The sequence below is a fragment of the Arthrobacter sp. PAMC25284 genome, assembly GCF_019443425.1.
GTDB lineage: Bacteria > Actinomycetota > Actinomycetes > Actinomycetales > Micrococcaceae > Arthrobacter > Arthrobacter oryzae_A.
On the sequence record NZ_CP080382.1, the window covers coordinates 3,739,895 to 3,756,260 of the forward strand.

At 67.1% G+C, this 16,366-nt stretch carries 16 protein-coding genes; 12 read left to right on the forward strand and 4 right to left on the reverse strand.

Annotated features, from left to right (window positions below):
- Positions 1-97 precede the first annotated feature (97 nt).
- The 6 genes from KY499_RS17295 to KY499_RS17320 all read left to right on the forward strand — a co-directional run bounded on the left by KY499_RS17295 (position 98) and on the right by KY499_RS17320 (position 7,178).
- A complete protein-coding gene (locus KY499_RS17295) occupies positions 98-1,549 on the forward strand; it encodes a GuaB1 family IMP dehydrogenase-related protein (RefSeq protein WP_123254990.1) in 1,452 nt (483 codons plus the stop codon).
- Positions 1,550-1,902: 353 nt separating this feature from the next.
- Positions 1,903-3,246, forward strand: coding sequence for a hemolysin family protein (locus tag KY499_RS17300; RefSeq protein WP_123254970.1), 1,344 nt, complete (start codon positions 1,903-1,905; stop codon positions 3,244-3,246).
- Complete coding sequence (locus KY499_RS17305) at positions 3,243-4,307, forward strand: hemolysin family protein (protein WP_123254969.1); 1,065 nt, start codon at positions 3,243-3,245, stop codon at positions 4,305-4,307. The genes KY499_RS17300 and KY499_RS17305 overlap by 4 nt, the downstream gene beginning before the upstream one ends.
- A gap of 120 nt (positions 4,308-4,427) precedes the next feature.
- Positions 4,428-5,369, forward strand: coding sequence for a metal ABC transporter solute-binding protein, Zn/Mn family (locus KY499_RS17310; RefSeq protein ID WP_123254968.1), 942 nt, complete (start codon positions 4,428-4,430; stop codon positions 5,367-5,369).
- A gap of 102 nt (positions 5,370-5,471) precedes the next feature.
- Positions 5,472-6,287 carry a metal ABC transporter ATP-binding protein gene (locus KY499_RS17315; RefSeq protein WP_183164468.1) on the forward strand — a complete coding sequence of 272 codons (816 nt, stop codon included), beginning with the start codon at positions 5,472-5,474 and terminating at the stop codon, positions 6,285-6,287.
- The gene (locus tag KY499_RS17320) at positions 6,288-7,178 is read left to right on the forward strand and encodes a metal ABC transporter permease (protein ID WP_123254966.1); all 891 of its coding nucleotides are present in this window, start codon (positions 6,288-6,290) and stop codon (positions 7,176-7,178) included.
- Between the two features lie 42 nt (positions 7,179-7,220).
- Here KY499_RS17320 and KY499_RS17325 read toward each other — a convergent pair whose 3' ends face one another.
- Positions 7,221-7,673, reverse strand: a complete 453-nt coding sequence (locus KY499_RS17325; protein WP_123254989.1) for a Fur family transcriptional regulator — start codon at positions 7,671-7,673, stop codon at positions 7,221-7,223.
- Between the two features lie 104 nt (positions 7,674-7,777).
- Here KY499_RS17325 and KY499_RS17330 point away from each other — a divergent pair, with 104 nt between their 5' ends.
- Complete coding sequence (locus KY499_RS17330) at positions 7,778-8,434, forward strand: MBL fold metallo-hydrolase (RefSeq protein WP_123254965.1); 657 nt, start codon at positions 7,778-7,780, stop codon at positions 8,432-8,434.
- A gap of 52 nt (positions 8,435-8,486) precedes the next feature.
- Here KY499_RS17330 and KY499_RS17335 read toward each other — a convergent pair whose 3' ends face one another.
- The gene (locus KY499_RS17335) at positions 8,487-9,581 is read right to left on the reverse strand and encodes a PLP-dependent cysteine synthase family protein (RefSeq protein ID WP_123254964.1); all 1,095 of its coding nucleotides are present in this window, start codon (positions 9,579-9,581) and stop codon (positions 8,487-8,489) included.
- A 56-nt stretch (positions 9,582-9,637) separates the two neighbouring features.
- Here KY499_RS17335 and KY499_RS17340 point away from each other — a divergent pair, with 56 nt between their 5' ends.
- Positions 9,638-10,474 (forward strand): sulfurtransferase, encoded by an 837-nt coding sequence (locus KY499_RS17340; RefSeq protein WP_123254963.1) that lies wholly within the window; start codon positions 9,638-9,640, stop codon positions 10,472-10,474.
- Positions 10,475-10,541: 67 nt separating this feature from the next.
- On the opposite strand, the gene KY499_RS17345 is transcribed toward KY499_RS17340, so the two are convergent.
- Positions 10,542-11,201: a response regulator transcription factor gene (locus KY499_RS17345; protein WP_123254962.1), complete on the reverse strand. Its 660-nt coding sequence runs from the start codon at positions 11,199-11,201 to the stop codon at positions 10,542-10,544.
- Positions 11,198-12,535, reverse strand: a complete 1,338-nt coding sequence (locus KY499_RS17350) for a sensor histidine kinase (protein WP_219885930.1) — start codon at positions 12,533-12,535, stop codon at positions 11,198-11,200. The genes KY499_RS17345 and KY499_RS17350 overlap by 4 nt, the downstream gene beginning before the upstream one ends.
- 176 nt (positions 12,536-12,711) lie before the next feature.
- Here KY499_RS17350 and KY499_RS17355 point away from each other — a divergent pair, with 176 nt between their 5' ends.
- From KY499_RS17355 to KY499_RS17370, 4 genes are all read left to right on the forward strand, one after another.
- Positions 12,712-13,845, forward strand: a complete 1,134-nt coding sequence (locus KY499_RS17355; protein WP_219885931.1) for an ABC transporter permease — start codon at positions 12,712-12,714, stop codon at positions 13,843-13,845.
- A gap of 74 nt (positions 13,846-13,919) precedes the next feature.
- Positions 13,920-14,636, forward strand: coding sequence for an ABC transporter ATP-binding protein (locus tag KY499_RS17360; RefSeq protein WP_123254959.1), 717 nt, complete (start codon positions 13,920-13,922; stop codon positions 14,634-14,636).
- A gap of 106 nt (positions 14,637-14,742) precedes the next feature.
- Positions 14,743-15,912 carry an NAD(P)-dependent alcohol dehydrogenase gene (locus KY499_RS17365; protein ID WP_123254958.1) on the forward strand — a complete coding sequence of 390 codons (1,170 nt, stop codon included), beginning with the start codon at positions 14,743-14,745 and terminating at the stop codon, positions 15,910-15,912.
- Positions 15,909-16,337 (forward strand): HIT family protein, encoded by a 429-nt coding sequence (locus KY499_RS17370; protein ID WP_219885932.1) that lies wholly within the window; start codon positions 15,909-15,911, stop codon positions 16,335-16,337. The genes KY499_RS17365 and KY499_RS17370 overlap by 4 nt, the downstream gene beginning before the upstream one ends.
- The last annotated feature ends 29 nt before the right edge of the window (positions 16,338-16,366 follow it).

Genomic DNA, 16,366 nt, shown 5'->3' on the forward strand with positions numbered 1-16,366 from the left:
TGCCGCTGACCCGCCCCTCGCCTAGAATCGCAGGAGCCGCGCCGATGCGACACCGGGGATGTCCGGTAAAAGCCAGCCCGCCGACAAAGGAGCCACCGTGCGTTTCCTGAATGAGCCCAGCACCGACCTCACCTATTCCGATGTCTTCCTGGTCCCGTCCCGTTCGGACGTCATCTCGCGGCTGGACGTGGACCTGGCCGCGGACGACGGTACGGGCTCGACGATTCCGCTGGTGGCGTCCAACATGACGGCAGTGACGGGCAAGCGGATGGCCGAAACCATGGCCCGCCGCGGCGGCCTGGCAGTCCTGCCCCAGGACGTGCCGATAGGGGTCATCCGGGACGTCACGGGGTGGCTCAAGACCCGGCATCCGGTGCTGGAAACTCCCGTCCGGCTGGCGCCCTCCGATACCGTCATCGATGCCCTGCACCTGATGGGCAAACGGCCGCACGGTGCCGTTGTGGTGGCGGACGACGCCGGAACGGTGACCGGCGTGATCCGCGCCGCCGACTGCGAAGGGCAGGACCGCTTCGCCTCGCTGGCTTCCGTGATCCGGCACCAGCCCCTCGTTCTGGCCGCCGGGACGCTCGATGGCGGATCGGGACAAGCGCTCCAGAACGCGTTCGCCGCGATGGACGCAGCCGGGACCGATTACGCCCCGGTCCAGCACGACGGCGCCCTGATTGGTGTCCTCACCCGGAAGGGGGCCCTGCGCTCCACCCTGTACCGACCCTCCCTGGACACCGACGGGAACCTCAAGGTGGCTGCCGCGGTAGGGATCAACGGCGACGTTGCCGGCCGGGCGGCCGAGCTGCTGGCCGCCGGCGTCAATGTGCTGGTCCTTGATACGGCGCACGGCCATCAGCAGAAGATGTTCGATGCGCTGGCCGCCGTCAAACGTCTCAGCCCCGGTGTGCCGGTCGTCGCCGGCAACGTGGTCACGGCGGAAGCCACCCGCGAGCTGATCAGCGCCGGTGCGGACATCGTGAAGGTCGGCGTCGGCCCCGGCGCGATGTGTACCACCCGGATGATGACGGCGGTTGGCCGTCCGCAGTTCTCGGCCGTCCTCGAATGCTCCGCCGCGGCGCGCGCCGCCGGAGGCCGGGTCTGGGCTGACGGCGGGGTCCGGTATCCGCGCGATGTGGCCCTGGCCCTGGCCGCCGGAGCCAGCCAGGTCATGATTGGTTCCTGGTTCGCCGGCACACACGAAAGTCCTGGCGACCTCCAGACTGATGCCGGTGGACGCCAGTACAAGGAAAGCTTCGGGATGGCCTCGGCCCGCGCGGTGCAGCACCGCAACCAGCGGGAGGGGGCCTTCGAGAAGGACCGGAAGGCGCTGTTCGAGGAGGGCATCTCCACGTCGCGGATGTACGTGGATGCGGCGAGGCCCGGCGTCGAGGACCTACTGGACATGATCACCGCGGGCGTGCGGAGCTCGATGAGCTACGCCGGCGCCGCAGACCTGGCCGAATTCCGCGAACGCGCCGTCGCCGGAATCCAGTCCGCGGCAGGCTACGAAGAGGGCCGGCCACTGGCGCAGAGCTGGTGACCCGGCGGCCGGACGCCCGCCGACGTCGTCCGTACCGTGCACGGCGCACGGCTCGAGCGCGACGGGGAGGCGGCCGCTCCCTGTAGACTGGAACTCTTATGGACAGTAAATCTAGGTGCCGGCCTGGGGGCTGTCAGCGGGTAACGGAAACCGTTCCCGCGCAGTCCACCCGCAGAGCCGGCAAACCCCGTTCACGCGCCCATCATTCTCCGGCGGCACATCACCCCGGAGCCTTCCAGGAAACAGCGTCAGCCTCCGCTGACCATCCTCCGCCGGGCAGCTTGCCCGCGCGCGGCCTCCCGTCCGGACCGCGGCACCACGGGCCTGCAGGCCCGCCGGAAGCAGGCCGCTAGATGGAATGGCTACTCCTCGCGGCCGGCCTGCTGCTCATCCTCGGCACCGGTTTCTTCGTTGCCGTGGAATTCTCTTTGGTGGCCCTTGACCAGTCCACGGTGCAGCGTGCCGTGGACAACGGCGATACGGCCGCCGAGCCACTGCTGAAGTGCCTCAAATCCCTGTCCACGCAGCTGTCGAGCTGTCAGTTGGGCATCACCATGACCACCCTGCTGACCGGCTACGTCATGGAGCCCTCCGTCGGCAAGTTGCTCGAGGGGCCTCTGGCCGCGGTCGGGGTCCCGTCCGCAGCCGCCGGCTCGGTGTCACTGGTCCTTGCCATGACGCTGGCGACGCTGCTTTCCATGCTGATCGGCGAACTGGTGCCGAAGAATATGGCCATTGCGCTGTCGTTTCCGGTCGGTAGGGCCCTGGCCCGCCCGCAACTGGTCTTCACCGCCGTCTTCAAGCCCGCCATAGTGGTCCTGAACGGCTTCTCCAACAAGGTCCTGAACGTCTTTGGGCTTGAGGCCAAGGAAGAGATCTCGGGAGCCCGCACCCCGGCCGAGCTGGCTTCGCTCGTGCGCCGGTCCGCCGCGATGGGCACCCTGGACGCCGGCACGGCAAACTTCATCTCGCGGACGCTGAAGTTCTCCGGCCGGACCGCTGCGGACGTTATGACGCCCCGGATCCGGGTGGAGACCATCGACGCCGACCAGCCGGTCTCGGACATCGTGGAGGCGGCCAAACGCACCGGCTACTCCCGGTTCCCGGTCATCGGGGAGTCCTCCGACGACATCCGCGGCGTGGTCCACATCAAAAAAGCCATTGCCGTGCCTGCGGACCGGCGCGCGAACCTGGAGGCGGGCGCCATCATGACCGATGTGCTCCGCGTGCCGGAAACGATCCACCTCGATGCGCTGCTCGCCGAATTGCGCGAGGGTACCGGCAATCTCCAGCTCGCCGTGGTCCTCGACGAATACGGCGGAACCGCAGGAATCGCCACACTCGAGGACCTCGTTGAGGAAATCGTTGGGGAAGTCGCCGACGAGCACGACAGGGTCCGGCCCGGACTGCTGCAGAGCGCCGCGGGCGACTGGTACTTCCCCGGGCTGCTGCGTCCCGATGAGCTCTCCGAGCAGGTTCCCGGCCTGACTGTCCCTGACGAGGCCAGCTATGAAACGGTGGGAGGCTACGTCATGAGCCAGCTTGGCAGGATTGCGGCCGAGGGGGACACCGTCGACGTCGGTGGCGGAACCCTCAGCGTGACCCGGATGGATGGCCGGCGGATCGACCGGATCTGCTTCCGCCCCGTCAGGAATACCGGCGGGGAAAAGTCCGACATCCAGGCAGGTGCCGCATGAGTGACTGGGCCGGAATTCTTTGGCTTGTCGTCCTGCTGATCGGCAACGCCTTCTTCGTGGCCGCCGAGTTCGCCGTGATGTCGGCCCGGCGCAGCCAGATCGAACCGCTGGCCGAGGCCGGCTCCAAACGCGCGCAGACCACCCTGCGCGCCATGGAAAACGTTTCGCTGATGCTCGCGTGCGCACAGTTGGGCATTACCGTGTGCTCGCTGCTGATCCTGCAGGTTGCCGAACCGGCGATCCACCACCTGCTGGCGGTGCCGTTGCACGCCGTCGGCGTTCCGGTGGAGATCGCGGACGTCGCGGCCTTCGCCATAGCCCTCCTGGCGGTCACCTTCCTGCACGTCACCTTCGGCGAAATGGTCCCCAAGAACATTTCGGTGTCCGTCGCGGATAAGGCGGCGCTGCTGCTGGCCCCGCCGCTGATGTTCATTGCCCGGATGGTCCGACCTGTCATCGTCGCCCTGAACTGGTCCGCGAACCACATCCTCCGGTTGATGCGGATCGAACCCAAGGACGAAGTCAACTCCTCGTTCACCCTCGAGGAGGTCCAGTCGATCGTGCAGGAATCCACCCGGCACGGCCTGGTGGACGACGACGCCGGACTGATCACCGGTGCGCTCGAATTCTCGGAGCACACCGCGGCCCGGGTCATGGTTCCGCTGGACAAGCTGGTCATGCTCAAAACGGCGACGACGCCCGCGGAATTCGAAAAAGCGGTCAGCCGGACAGGCTTTTCGCGGTTCCCGATGCTTGACGACGACGGGATGCTCTACGGATACCTCCACATCAAGGATGTGCTGTCCATCCCCGAGTCCGCCTATCACCAGCCGGTCGCGGACAGCCGGATCCGTTCGCTCGCCAATCTGGCCATGGACGACGAGGTAGAGAAGGCCATGTCTGTGATGCAGCGGACCGGTTCGCATCTGGCCCGGGTGATCGGCCCGGACGGTAATACGAGGGGCGTGCTCTTCCTGGAAGACGTCATCGAAGAGCTTGTCGGTGAGATCAGGGACGCTACCCAGGCCACCGGCTACCGCCGGCTGGGCCAGGACAAATAGTCACGGCCGTGTATCCCTAGATAGGAATGATTCCTATTTAGGGATACACTCGTGCTATTGCTCCTGATTCTCAATAACAGATCCGAGGTTCCCTTGCGTCGTCCTGCTCCCCGTGCCCTGATGACCGCCGTCGCCGGTATCACGCTCGTGCTGACCGCGTGCGGAACGCCCGCCGGCAGCGGCGGCGGAGAGACCGGCGACGGCACCGTCGATGTGGTCGCGTCGACCAGCGTCTACGGGGACATTGTCAGCATCATCGGCGGGGATAAGGTCCGCGTCACCGCACTTATCTCGCGGGTCAGCCAGGATCCGCACTCGTATGAGGCCACGACCCAGGACAAGCTGGCTGTCTCGAAGGCGGAACTGATCGTGGAGAACGGTGGCGGCTACGACGACTTCATCCACAAACTGGCCGACGACACCGGCCTGGACCACGGCAGCCTCATCAGCGCCGTGGATGTTTCCGGGCTTGCCCCGGCGGCCGCTGATGCCGGGTCCTCAGCTGCCCCGGATGGGGCCGGCCACAGCCACGGCTACGGTTCGTTCAACGAGCACGTCTGGTACAGCCTGCCGGCCATGGGCCGGCTTGCCGACGCAGTCGCCGCCAGACTCGCGGACCTGGAACCTGCCAACGCGGAGACTTTCCGGATCAACGCTGTGTCCTTCAAAGAGTCGCTCGGCCAGCTTGAAGCCCGGCTCGCCGCCCTCAAATCGACGTCCGATCAGGTCCCGATGGCAGTGACCGAGCCGGTCCCGCTGTACCTGCTGGAGGATGCGGGACTGGAAAACAAAATGCCCATGGCGTATCTGGCCGCCATCGAAGATGACGCCGATGTGCCGCCCGTTGTGCTCAAAGACGCCGTCGACCTGATGGGATCCGGCGCCGTCAGGCTGCTCGCGTACAACACGCAGACGGAAGGCCCGCAGACCCAGGCCGTGAAAAAAGCGGCCGAGGACGCGGGCGTCACGGTGCTGGACTTCCGCGAGACCCTGCCGGAGGGGCAGTCCTACGTGCAGTGGATGACCGCCAACGTGGACAGCATCAGCGCAGCCCTGGGCTGAACGGCCGGCGGCCGCCGCGGAGCCCCGGCTAGAGGCTGACCAGCCTAAGATGATCGGAAAAGCGGAAGCATCTGACGACGCAGGAAATCGAGGAAATTTCAGTTGACACCGGTAGTGAGCCTGCGGGGTGCCACCCTCTCCTTTGGGCAGCGGACCCTGTGGGAGGGCCTGGACCTGGATATCAACCCGGGCGAATTTTTCGCTGTGCTGGGTCCCAACGGCAGCGGCAAGACCACGTTCCTGAAAGTCCTGCTCGGCCTGGTGGAACTGAGCGCAGGCACGGCGGAACTCGGCGGGCGGCCGGTGGAACGCGGCAGCCGCCGGATCGGCTATGTCCCGCAGCAGAAGTCCTTCGACCCCGACACCCCGCTGCGCGCCCGGGATCTCGTGGGTCTCGGCGTCGACGGCCACCGCTGGGGCATCCGCACCGGCGTCGCAAAAACCAGCCGCCGGATCGATGAGCTCCTCGGGTTCGTCGGCGCCACGGACTACGCGAACGTCCCGGTCGGCCAGCTCTCCGGCGGCGAGCAGCAGCGGCTGCGCGTGGCGCAGGCCCTGGCGGCCGACCCGGCGGTACTGCTTTGCGATGAGCCTTTGCTGTCCCTGGACCTCCAGCACCAGCAGGCCGTCAGCGCGCTCATCAACAGGCAGTGTCACGAGCGGGACAGCGCCGTCGTCTTCGTGACCCATGAGATCAACCCGATCATGGACTATGTGGACCGCGTGCTGTACCTCGCCGACGGCCGGTTCCGCGTGGGCACCCCCGCCGAAGTCATGACCACCGAGGTCCTCTCCGAGCTGTACTGCAGCCATGTGGAGGTCATCCAGGCGAACGGCCGGCTGATCGTCGTGGGGCTGCCGGAAGCGGCTACCCACCATCATGAAGACTCCCACGCCGTAGCCGGGGAGGTGGGCTGAGTGGATCCGGATGCTTTGCTGAACGCTGTTTTCAACTTCGAGAACTATGGCGAACTGCTGGTCCTCGTCCAGAATTCCCTGTGGGCCGGAGCGGTCCTTGGGCTCCTCGGCGGACTGATGGGCACGTTCGTGATGAAACGGGACCTCGCGTTCGCTGTCCACGGGATCTCCGAACTCTCCTTCGCCGGGGCTGCTCTGGCGCTGCTGATCGGGGCGGACGTCATCCTGGGCTCGCTGGCCGGCTCGGTTACCGCGGCGCTGGTCCTCGGCGTGATGGGCATCAGGGCTCGGGACAAGAACTCGATCATCGGTGTCATCATGCCGTTCGGACTGGGCCTGGGCATTCTCTTCCTGTCCCTCTATGAGGGCCGCGCCGCCAATAAGTTTGGCCTGCTCACCGGCCAGATCGTGTCGGTGGGCACAGTCCAGCTTCAGGTGCTGGCCGGTGCCGCCGTTGTGGTGATGCTCGCGCTCGTTGCCATCTGGCGGCCGCTGACGTTTGCCAGCGTGGACCCGGATGTCGCGACGGCCCGCGGCGTGCCGGTCCGCGCCCTCGGTATCGGGTTTATGGTGCTGCTGGGTATCAGCGTGGCGCTGTCCATCCAGATCGTGGGCGCACTGCTGGTGCTGGCGTTGCTGATCACGCCGGCGGCTGCCGCACTGCGGGTGACGTCCTCGCCGCGGCTTGTGGTGACGCTCAGTGTGGTGTTCGCCATGACGGCGACGGTGGGCGGCATCATGCTGGCCCTTGGCGGGCGCCTCCCGATCAGCCCCTACGTGACCACGCTGTCGTTCCTGATCTACGTGGTGTGCCGGCTGGTGGGGAACTACCGGATGAAACAGGGCATCAACGGACGCGTACTGCGGACTTCCCCGGTTCCGGCCGCCTGAACGACGCCGGGGAGATGCAGCCGGCGGGTGGCGCCACCCTTTCTAGCTGCCGGACGCGATGGTGCACGCCGGGCACAGCCCGAAGATTTCCACCGTGTGTTCCACCTGGGTGAAGCCGTGTTCCGTGGCGATCCGCGCGGTCCAGGCTTCGACCGCGGGGGCTTCCACCTCGACAGCCTTGCCGCAGGTACGGCACAGGAGATGGTGGTGGTGTCCGGTCACGGCGCAGCGCCGGTATACGGCTTCGCCGTCGGCGTTCCGGAGCACATCCACGAGGCCGTCGTCGGCGAGTGACTGCAGGATCCGGTAGGTAGTCGCCAGGGACACGGCGGTGTCCCGGTCCTGGAGGATGCGGTGCAACTCCTGCGTGCTGACAAAGTCCGCCAGATCATCCAGGGCGGCGCTGACGGCGAGGCGCTGCTTGGTGACGCGTTGTTCCTTGCCGGCCGCCGGGGCCGCGGCGGATGTCCGGCCGGTGCTGGCGCCCTGGGTCATGGTGGAACTCGCCTCGCTGACGCTGGTGTTTCGGGTGGTGGAAAAGTTCAAGATTACCAGTCGGGTCCGTGGACACTGCGACGGGGGATGCCTAGGCTGGCCCGATGAAGCTCACGAAATTCACCCATGCCTGCGTCCGCCTCGAAAAGGACGGCCGGGTCCTGGTGCTGGATCCGGGGACCTTTTCCGAAACGGACCAGGCCTTGGCCGGGGCTGACGCCGTGCTGATCACCCACGAGCATCCTGACCACATAGACGTCGAGGCCGTGGTGTCGGCGCTGCTCGGGAGCAACGTCCTGCAGCTCTTCGCCCCGGAAGGGGTCGCGGCCCAACTGAGGGGAAAGTCCGACGGTGCCGCGGAGCGGATCCACACCGTGGCCCCGGGGGAGGACTTCGACGCGGCGGGATTCGCGGTGAAGAGCTTCGGCGGCCAGCACGCCCTGATCCACCCGCAGATTCCGGTGGTGGCCAATATCGGCTACCTCGTGGATTCCAATCTGTACCACCCCGGGGATTCCTTCATCATTCCCGACGGCGTCGAGGTCCGGACCCTGCTCGTGCCGATCCACGCGCCATGGAACAAGGTCGGTGACGTTGTGGACTTCGTGATCGGGATCCGCGCGCCGCGGGCCTTCCAGATCCACGACGCGCTGCTCAACGCCAGCGGACTGGGGCTCGTCGAGGGGCATGTCACCCGGTTCGGCGCCAAGTACGGGACCGATTTCCGGCACCTGGACAGCGGCGAGTCGGTGGAGCTGTAGCGATCCCGGACGGACCCGGGGCAGGAGCCTGCCGGCGGGATTCGGCCGGTTCCTAGGACGGCCAGGCCCCGGTCGCGAAGAAACGGGCGATGGCCGCCTCGTACGGTTCCGGATCGAGGTCCTGGCTGCGCAGCCAGTCCTGGTTGTAGTAGTTCCCGGCGTACCGTTCCCCGCCGTCGCACATGAGGGAGACGATGCTGCCGCGGCGGCCGTCGGCGATCATGCCGGCGATGAGCTGCCACACACCCCACAGATTGGTCCCGGTCGAGGGGCCTGCGTGCAGCCCGGCGTGCTCCTGCAAATGCCGCATCGCAGCCACCGACGCGGCATCGGGAACCTCGATCATGTGGTCAATGACCGCGGGGACGAAGCTGGGTTCGAGCCGGGGGCGGCCGATGCCCTCGATCCGGGACGGCAGTGCTGTTCCCGGCGTGGCAGAGGCGCCGCCATGACCGCCGCGGGCTGCCAGCCAGCCTGGGCGAAAAGCGGAGTTCTGCGGGTCCACGACGCACAACTGCGTGTTGTGGCTCTGGTAGCGGAGGTAGCGGCCGATCGTGGCGGAGGTGCCGCCGGTCCCGGCGCCGACAACGATCCAGTCCGGAACGGGATGTTCCTCCAGCGCCAGCTGGCCGAAGATCGACTCCGCGATGTTGTTGTTGCCCCGCCAGTCGGTGGCGCGCTCGGCGTAGGTGAACTGGTCCATATAGTGGCCGTTGGTGCTGCGGGCCAGCTCACCGGCGACATCGTAAACTTCCGAGGCATGGTCCACCAGCACACAGGACCCGCCGAACTGCTCGATCAGGGCGATCTTCTCGCGGCTCGTGGTGCGGGCCATCACGGCCATAAACGGCAGGCCCAGCAATTGGGCGAAATAGGCTTCCGAGACCGCGGTGCTTCCGCTCGAGGCTTCCACGATCGTGGTGCCTTCCCTGATCCAGCCGTTGACCAGGCCGAAGAGGAAAAGGGAACGGGCCAGCCGGTGTTTGAGGCTGCCCGTGCGGTGGGTGGACTCGTCCTTAAGGTACAGCCGGACGCCCCACTGTTCCGGAAGCGGGACCGAATACAAATGAGTGTCGGCGGACCGGTTATTCTCTGCATTGATTCTGCGGATGGCCTCGTCGGCCCACGCACGGTCCTGGTTACGCATACTAATCACCGCACCAGACTACCTGCGGCCCTGATCCGCGTGGATATAGTGGGCAGATGCAGACCCTGATGGATGTGGCCGAACTCAACGACCGGCGGCACTCCGGCCGGCGGACCGTCCTGCTGGACGTGCGCTGGGCGCTGGGAGACCCGCATGGCCGCGACCATTACCTCGGCGGACACCTGCCCGGGGCGGTCTTTGTTGATCTCGCGGGCGAACTCGCCGGCCCCGCGGATCCCCGGCGGGGCCGGCACCCGCTTCCGCCGCGTGACCGGTTCGAGGAATCGGTGCGCCGCTGGGGTGTCCGCGACAACGACGTGGTGGTGGTCTACGACGACAGCGGCAATACGGCCGCCGCACGGCTCTGGTGGATGCTGCGGCATGCCGGTTTCCAGACTGTGTACCTGCTCGACGGCGGCCTCGCCGCCTGGCGCGCGGCAGGCTACGGACTGGCCACGGGGCCGGAATCGCCGGCTCGCGGCGACGTCACGCTCTCCGACGGCGCGATGCCGATCATCGACGCCGGACAGGCTGCGGCCTGGGCAGGGGCGGGACTGCTGCTCGACGCCCGCGCGGTGGAGCGGTACCGCGGCGAAATCGAACCGGTCGATCCCCGGGCCGGCCACATTCCGGGCGCCGTCAGCGCCCCCACCGCCGCGAACCTCGGCAACGACGGTCGTTTTCTGCCCGCTGCGGAACTGCGGCAGCGTTTCGCCGCGCTGGGGATGAGCGATGATGTCCCCGCCGCCGTCTATTGCGGCTCCGGTGTCACCGCGGCCCACGAAATCGCGGCGCTGGAAATCGCAGGCTTTCCGGCTGCACTATATCCGGGCTCCTTCTCCGAATGGTCCAACAACCCGGCGAACCCGGTGGTGACCGGACCGGGGCAGTAGCCGCAGCGCCGGACCAGTCACGGTCCGGAACCCGCGCCGTGATCGGGTCCGGCCCCGGCACCGCAGCTTATCCCTGCTGCCCCGGGATCCGGATAAGCCGGCGCCGGGTCGCAGCGGCGATGGCCGCGGTGCGGTTCTCCACCCCGAGTTTTCCGTAGATGTGCACCAGATGGGTCTTGACGGTTGCCTCGGAAATGAAGATCTGTTTGGCGATGGCGCGGTTGGACAGCCCGGTCGCGAGCAATTCGAGCAATTGGGCTTCCCTCGGGGTGAGCGCGGTGGCGGGATTGCTGATCCGGTTCATCAGCAATGCCGCGATTTTTGGAGCCAGGGCAGTCTGGCCGGCGGCGGCCGCCAGCACGGCCTGCCGGATCTCTTCCGGTGCCGCATCCTTGAGCATGTAGCCGCTGGCCCCTGCCTCCACGGCGGCCAGGATGTCCGCATCCGAGTCGTACGTGGTCAGGATCAGGACCGGCGGGGCTGCCTCCAACAGCCTGATCCGTGAAGTCGCGGTGACTCCGTCCATGCCTGCGCCCATTTGCAGGTCCATCAGCACCACATCGACCGGGTCGTCCAGGGTTTGCAGCCGGTGCAGTTCCCTGAGCGCGGCGTCGCCGTCGGCGGCTTCGGCTGCGACGGCGATGCCCTCGAATCCGGTGAGCATGGCCCGCAGTCCTGCCCTGACGACGGGATGGTCATCAACGAGCAGAATACGGATGTCGTTCATTGTGTTGGCCTTCCGGGCGTGCCGCCCAATGGCAGGCGTATGGCCACCACCGTACCTTCCCCGGGAGCGGATTCGATGTCGAGTGAGCCGTGGAGGGCTGTGACCCGTTCCTGCAGTGACCGCAGCCCGAACCCACTCCCGTCCGTTGGGGCCTGCATTCGGGCGGCCAATCCGGCGGGGTTAAAGCCGATACCGTCATCAAAGATATCCAGGGTGACTTCACTGCCCAGAAAGGCGACGGTCACCACGGCATTGCCGGCGGCGGCGTGGTCCCTGACGTTGGCGAGGCTCGCCTGGGCGGCGCGCAGCAGGGTCACCCGGTACTGTTGCGGCAGCTCCGTAGGGTCGCCGTCGAGTTCGAACCGGCAGCGCAGCCCGGCGCCCCGGGCCGCGGAACTGGTTTCCGTGTTGATGCAGAGTCTGCGCAGGCTGTCCACGAGGGAGGACTCCTGCAGTTCCGGGGAGGAGAGGCCCCGGACAAAATTCCGGGCCTCAGCCAGGTTCTCCGAGGCGGTCTGCTGCACGAGTGCCAAGCGTGCGGTGGCGGTGGCGGTGTCGCCGTCGGCGATTGACTTTTCCGCCGCGCGGGCCACCAGGACAATGCTGGAGAGCCCCTGGGCGAGGGTGTCGTGGATTTCCCGGGCGAGCCGCTCGCGTTCGGCGACCACGCCCGCGTCGTGCTGGGTTGCGGCCAGTTCCGCCCGGGTGCTGCGGAGTACATCGGCGGCACGGCGCTGGTTCTCGGCCTCGCGGTAAAGGGCCCGGTATGCCAGACCCGTAACGACGGAAAAAGCCGCGCCAAACAGCGGGCCCAGCACCACGGCCAGATGGGGGAGCGGGAGTCCGCTGGCCGCCCACTGCGCCGCAACCACCGCAGCCGTCATCAGCGCGATTGCCGGCAGGGCGACCCGTCGCGGCAACAGGTGCACGTGCAGGAAGAAGAGCGGGAAGGCCAGCCAGGCGAAATCGGCGCTTCCGGCCAGCAGAACGAACCACAACACCGTGATGATTCCCAGCCACAGGACCCCGTAGCGGCGCGGATCGAAGTCCGTGCTGCCGGCGGCGAAGCGCTTTTCCATGATGGTGCCGAAGAGGTAGACGCCGGCCAGAACAGCCGCGGTCCCGGTCAGGGCATAGTGCAGGGGGTCCCCGCCGCCTGATATCAGCAGCCTCAGCACGGCCACGCCCAGCAGGGCGGCGAAGCCGACGTGCAGCGTCACTCTCAGCGCGCGCAGGACCGCGGCTAACGGAGCGGCATCCAGGCCGCTGAGCAGATCGATGGATCCCTGGACACCGGCCCCGTCCGGGGTGTGGCGTGATTCCGTGACAGGCATTGGATCAGCTTATGCCGGTCCTGTCAGGGCGGGATCAACCAAATGGTTGAGCCGGGGATCAGCCATTCGTCCGCCGCGTATCAACCAGCTGCGCGATGGCGCCGGGGGCCGGCCCGCAGGAGAGTGGAGGTAAGAGCCTTTTGGTTGCCGCGCCACCCACTGAAAGAAGAACCAACGTGTTTCTTGCTATCCGCGATATTCGCTTTGCCAAGGGCCGGTTTGCCCTGATGGGCGGCGTCGTTGCCCTGATCACCCTGCTGCTGGTTATGCTCTCGGGTTTGACGGCCGGCCTGGCCGACCAGTCGACGTCGGCGATCGCCAAACTCGGAGCCGGCAACACCGGCCCGGGCACCTCCGGGCCGGTGGACCGCATCGTCTTCGGCGCCCCCGGCACCAGTGAGCCCAAGGCTTCCTTCACTGAAAGTGAAGTCACCGCTGCGCAGATTGAGAGCTGGAAGAACCAGCCCGGGGTCGGCAACGCCGAGGCAGTGGGCATCAGCCAGACCCGGTTCCAGTCCGTCGCAGGCGGCAGCGGCGCGGCCGCAGGCACCACCAACGTCGCGGTCTTCGGCGTCTCACAGGACGGCCAGCTGGCACCGTCGCCGGTCACATCCGACACGGTGGTGATCGGCAAAACCGTCGCCGCGGCCCTGTCCCTGAACACCGGGGACCGGGCCAGCGTCGGGGGAACCGAACTGACCGTCAGCGCCGTGGTCGAGGACCAGTGGTACTCCCACACCAGTGTCGTCTGGACCGCGCTTCCCACCTGGTCCAGGCTGTCCCACCTGACCGACCCGGAGCAGCTCGGAACCGTCGGCACCATCACCTACAACGATGGCGCCACCGTTGACGAGGCTGCCGCCAACGCCGCAGCCCGGACCGTGAGCGATTCGCGAACCGGGTCCTTTCAGGCGCTGGGCTCCTTCAAGAGCGAGAACGGCTCTCTGGCCCTGATGCAGGCATTTCTCTACGGCATCTCCGCCCTGGTCATCGTGGCCTTCCTGACCGTATGGACCGTCCAGCGGACCCGCGACATTGCGGTGCTGAAGGCAATGGGGGCAGCCGGCAGCTATATCCTGCGCGACGCCATCACCCAGGCTGCGATCGTCCTGCTCGCCGGTGCCGGAATCGGCGGTGCACTCGGCATCCTCGGCGGCTTCTTCGCAGCCCAGGCAGCACCCTTTTTGGTCAACCCTGCAACAACACTCCTCCCTATCCTCGGGATCGTTGTCCTCGGCCTGGCCGGTGCGGCACTGGCGGTCCGCCGCGTCACCAAGGTCGACGCCCTGATCGCGCTCGGCGGGAACTGAGGCACTTCGCCGCCCGCCGGCCCTGTCCGCGCAACAGTCCCCAGCCCAGCAGTTTCGGAAAGGAAACACCCCCCATGTCTTTCACCCCCAGCACCGCCGTCCGCGGGCCCCTGAACCTCGTCAACGTCACCCTCGAGTACCCGGACGGGGAGGGAACCATCAAGGCATTGGACGCCGTGGACCTCACGGTGCAGGCCGGCCAGATGATTTCGCTCGTCGGACCGTCCGGCTCCGGAAAATCCAGTCTCCTCGCGGCCGCCGCCACCCTCATCCGGCCCACCCACGGACTGGTCATGATCGACGGCACCGACGCGACCGGCCTCGCCGACAAGGACCTCACCGCGCTGCGGCGGGAGAAAATCGGCATCATCTTCCAGCAGCCCAACCTGCTCGCGTCGCTCACCGCCGCCGAACAACTCATCATCGGCGACCACCTGCGCGGCAAGGCCGTCAAAGCCGCCCGGGCCAGGGCAGCTGAACTCCTCGACATTGTCGGACTCTCGTCCTGCGCGGACAAACGCCCGCACCAGCTCTCCGGCGGCCAGCGCCAACGGGTCAACATCGCCCGCGCATTGATGGGAGATCCCAGAATCCTGCTGGTCGACGAACCCACGGCGGCCCTGGACCACGAACGCAGCGACTCCATCGTCCGGCTCCTGCGCCGCGTCACCGACGACTTTATGGTCGCCACCGTGATGGTCACCCACGACACCGAATTCGTCCCGCTGACCGACGCCGTGGCGACTATGCGCGACGGGAAACTCACTGCCCCTGTGCTGACGGCGGCCTGAGACCCTGCCAGCCCGGCGGGACCCGGTTCCGGAGAAACCTACTGGCGGGTATCGCTGTGAGCGGACGAATTAGATAACGGAACGGCAACGGGCGTAACGTCAGAATATGACTCCAGGACGCCCCGTACCCCCGCCCCTCGCCACTGCCCTGCCCGAGCTGGGCGACGCCCAGCTGATCGACAACGTTCAGGCTGACGGCAGCACCCTCGTTGCAGCCTACGGCTCCACGTCCGCCGACAGCGGCCTGGTTCCGCTGACCGTTGCACGCCGCGCACCCAAGGCCGACGACGTCGAGATTTCCATCGACTTCGTCGGCCTGTGCCACTCGGATGTTCACGCCACCCGCGGTGAATGGGGCGGCGACAAGTACCCGCTCGTTCCGGGCCACGAAATCGTCGGCCGCGTCAGCCGCGTCGGCTCCGACGTCGATGACTTCGCGGTCGGTGACCGCGTCGGCGTCGGCTGCATGGTCGATTCCTGCCGCGAATGTGAGGCCTGCCTCGACGGCCTCGAGCAGTACTGCGAAAAGGGCATGATCGGCACCTACGGCGCTCATGATCCGCGCAACGCCGACGCCGTCACCCAGGGCGGCTACTCCACCTCCATCGTGGTGGACCGCAACTACGTTCTCACCATCCCGGAAGGTCTGGACCCGGCCGCCGCGGCGCCGCTGCTCTGCGCCGGTGTGACCACCTACTCGCCGCTGAACCACTTCGAGGTGGAAGCGGGCGACGTCGTCGGTGTCGTTGGACTCGGCGGCCTGGGCCACATGGCCGTGAAGATTGCCAAGGCCATGGGCGCCGAGGTCAAGGTCTTCACCACCTCGGAGAAGAAGTTCGCCGCCGCCCGTGAACTCGGTGCGGACGACGTCATCCTCTCCAAGGACCCGGCCGCGATGGCCGCAGCGGGCCGCAGCATCGACGTCATCATCGACACCGTCGCAGCCCCGCACGACCTCAACCCGTACTTCCGCACGCTCCGCCAGGACGGCGCGCTGTTCCAGCTGGGACTGCCGTCCGAGGCAATGCCGCCGGTCAACCCCGGTGCCCTCATCAGCCGCCGGATCGCGTACGCCGGTTCGCTGATCGGCGGCATCGCCGAGACCCAGGAAATGCTGGACTTCTGCGCCGAGCACGGTGTGGTTTCCGACATCGAAATGGTGTCCGCGGACCAGTTGAACAAGGCCTACGACCGGATGGTGGCCGGCGACGTCAAGTACCGGTTCGTCCTGGACGTGAGCACTCTCCACGCCCCGTCGGGAAGCGCCGACGCATGAGCACCATCTTCACCCGGATCATCAACGGTGAAATCCCCGGACGGTTCGTGTGGCGCGAGGACGATGTGGTGGCATTCCTGACAATGGGTCCGTTGGCCGACGGCCACACCCTGGTGGTGCCCACCGAGGAAGTCGACCGCTGGACCGACGCCCCGCCCGAGCTTCTGGCCCGGGTCATGGAGGTCGCACGCAAGATCGGCGCCGTCCAGGTGGACGTCTTCGACGCCGCCCGCGCGGGTCTGATCGTGGCCGGCTACGAAGTCAACCACCTGCACGTCCACGTGTGGCCCTCCAATTCGATGGCCGACTATGATTTCGGATCGGCGGACCAGAATCCCGACCCGGCACGGCTCGATGCTAATGCGGAAAAACTCCGCGACGGGCTGCGGTCGGCTGGCTACACGGAACAGGTCCCGCTGGCCTGATCCGCGGCACGTACTACGGCGCTGGCGTC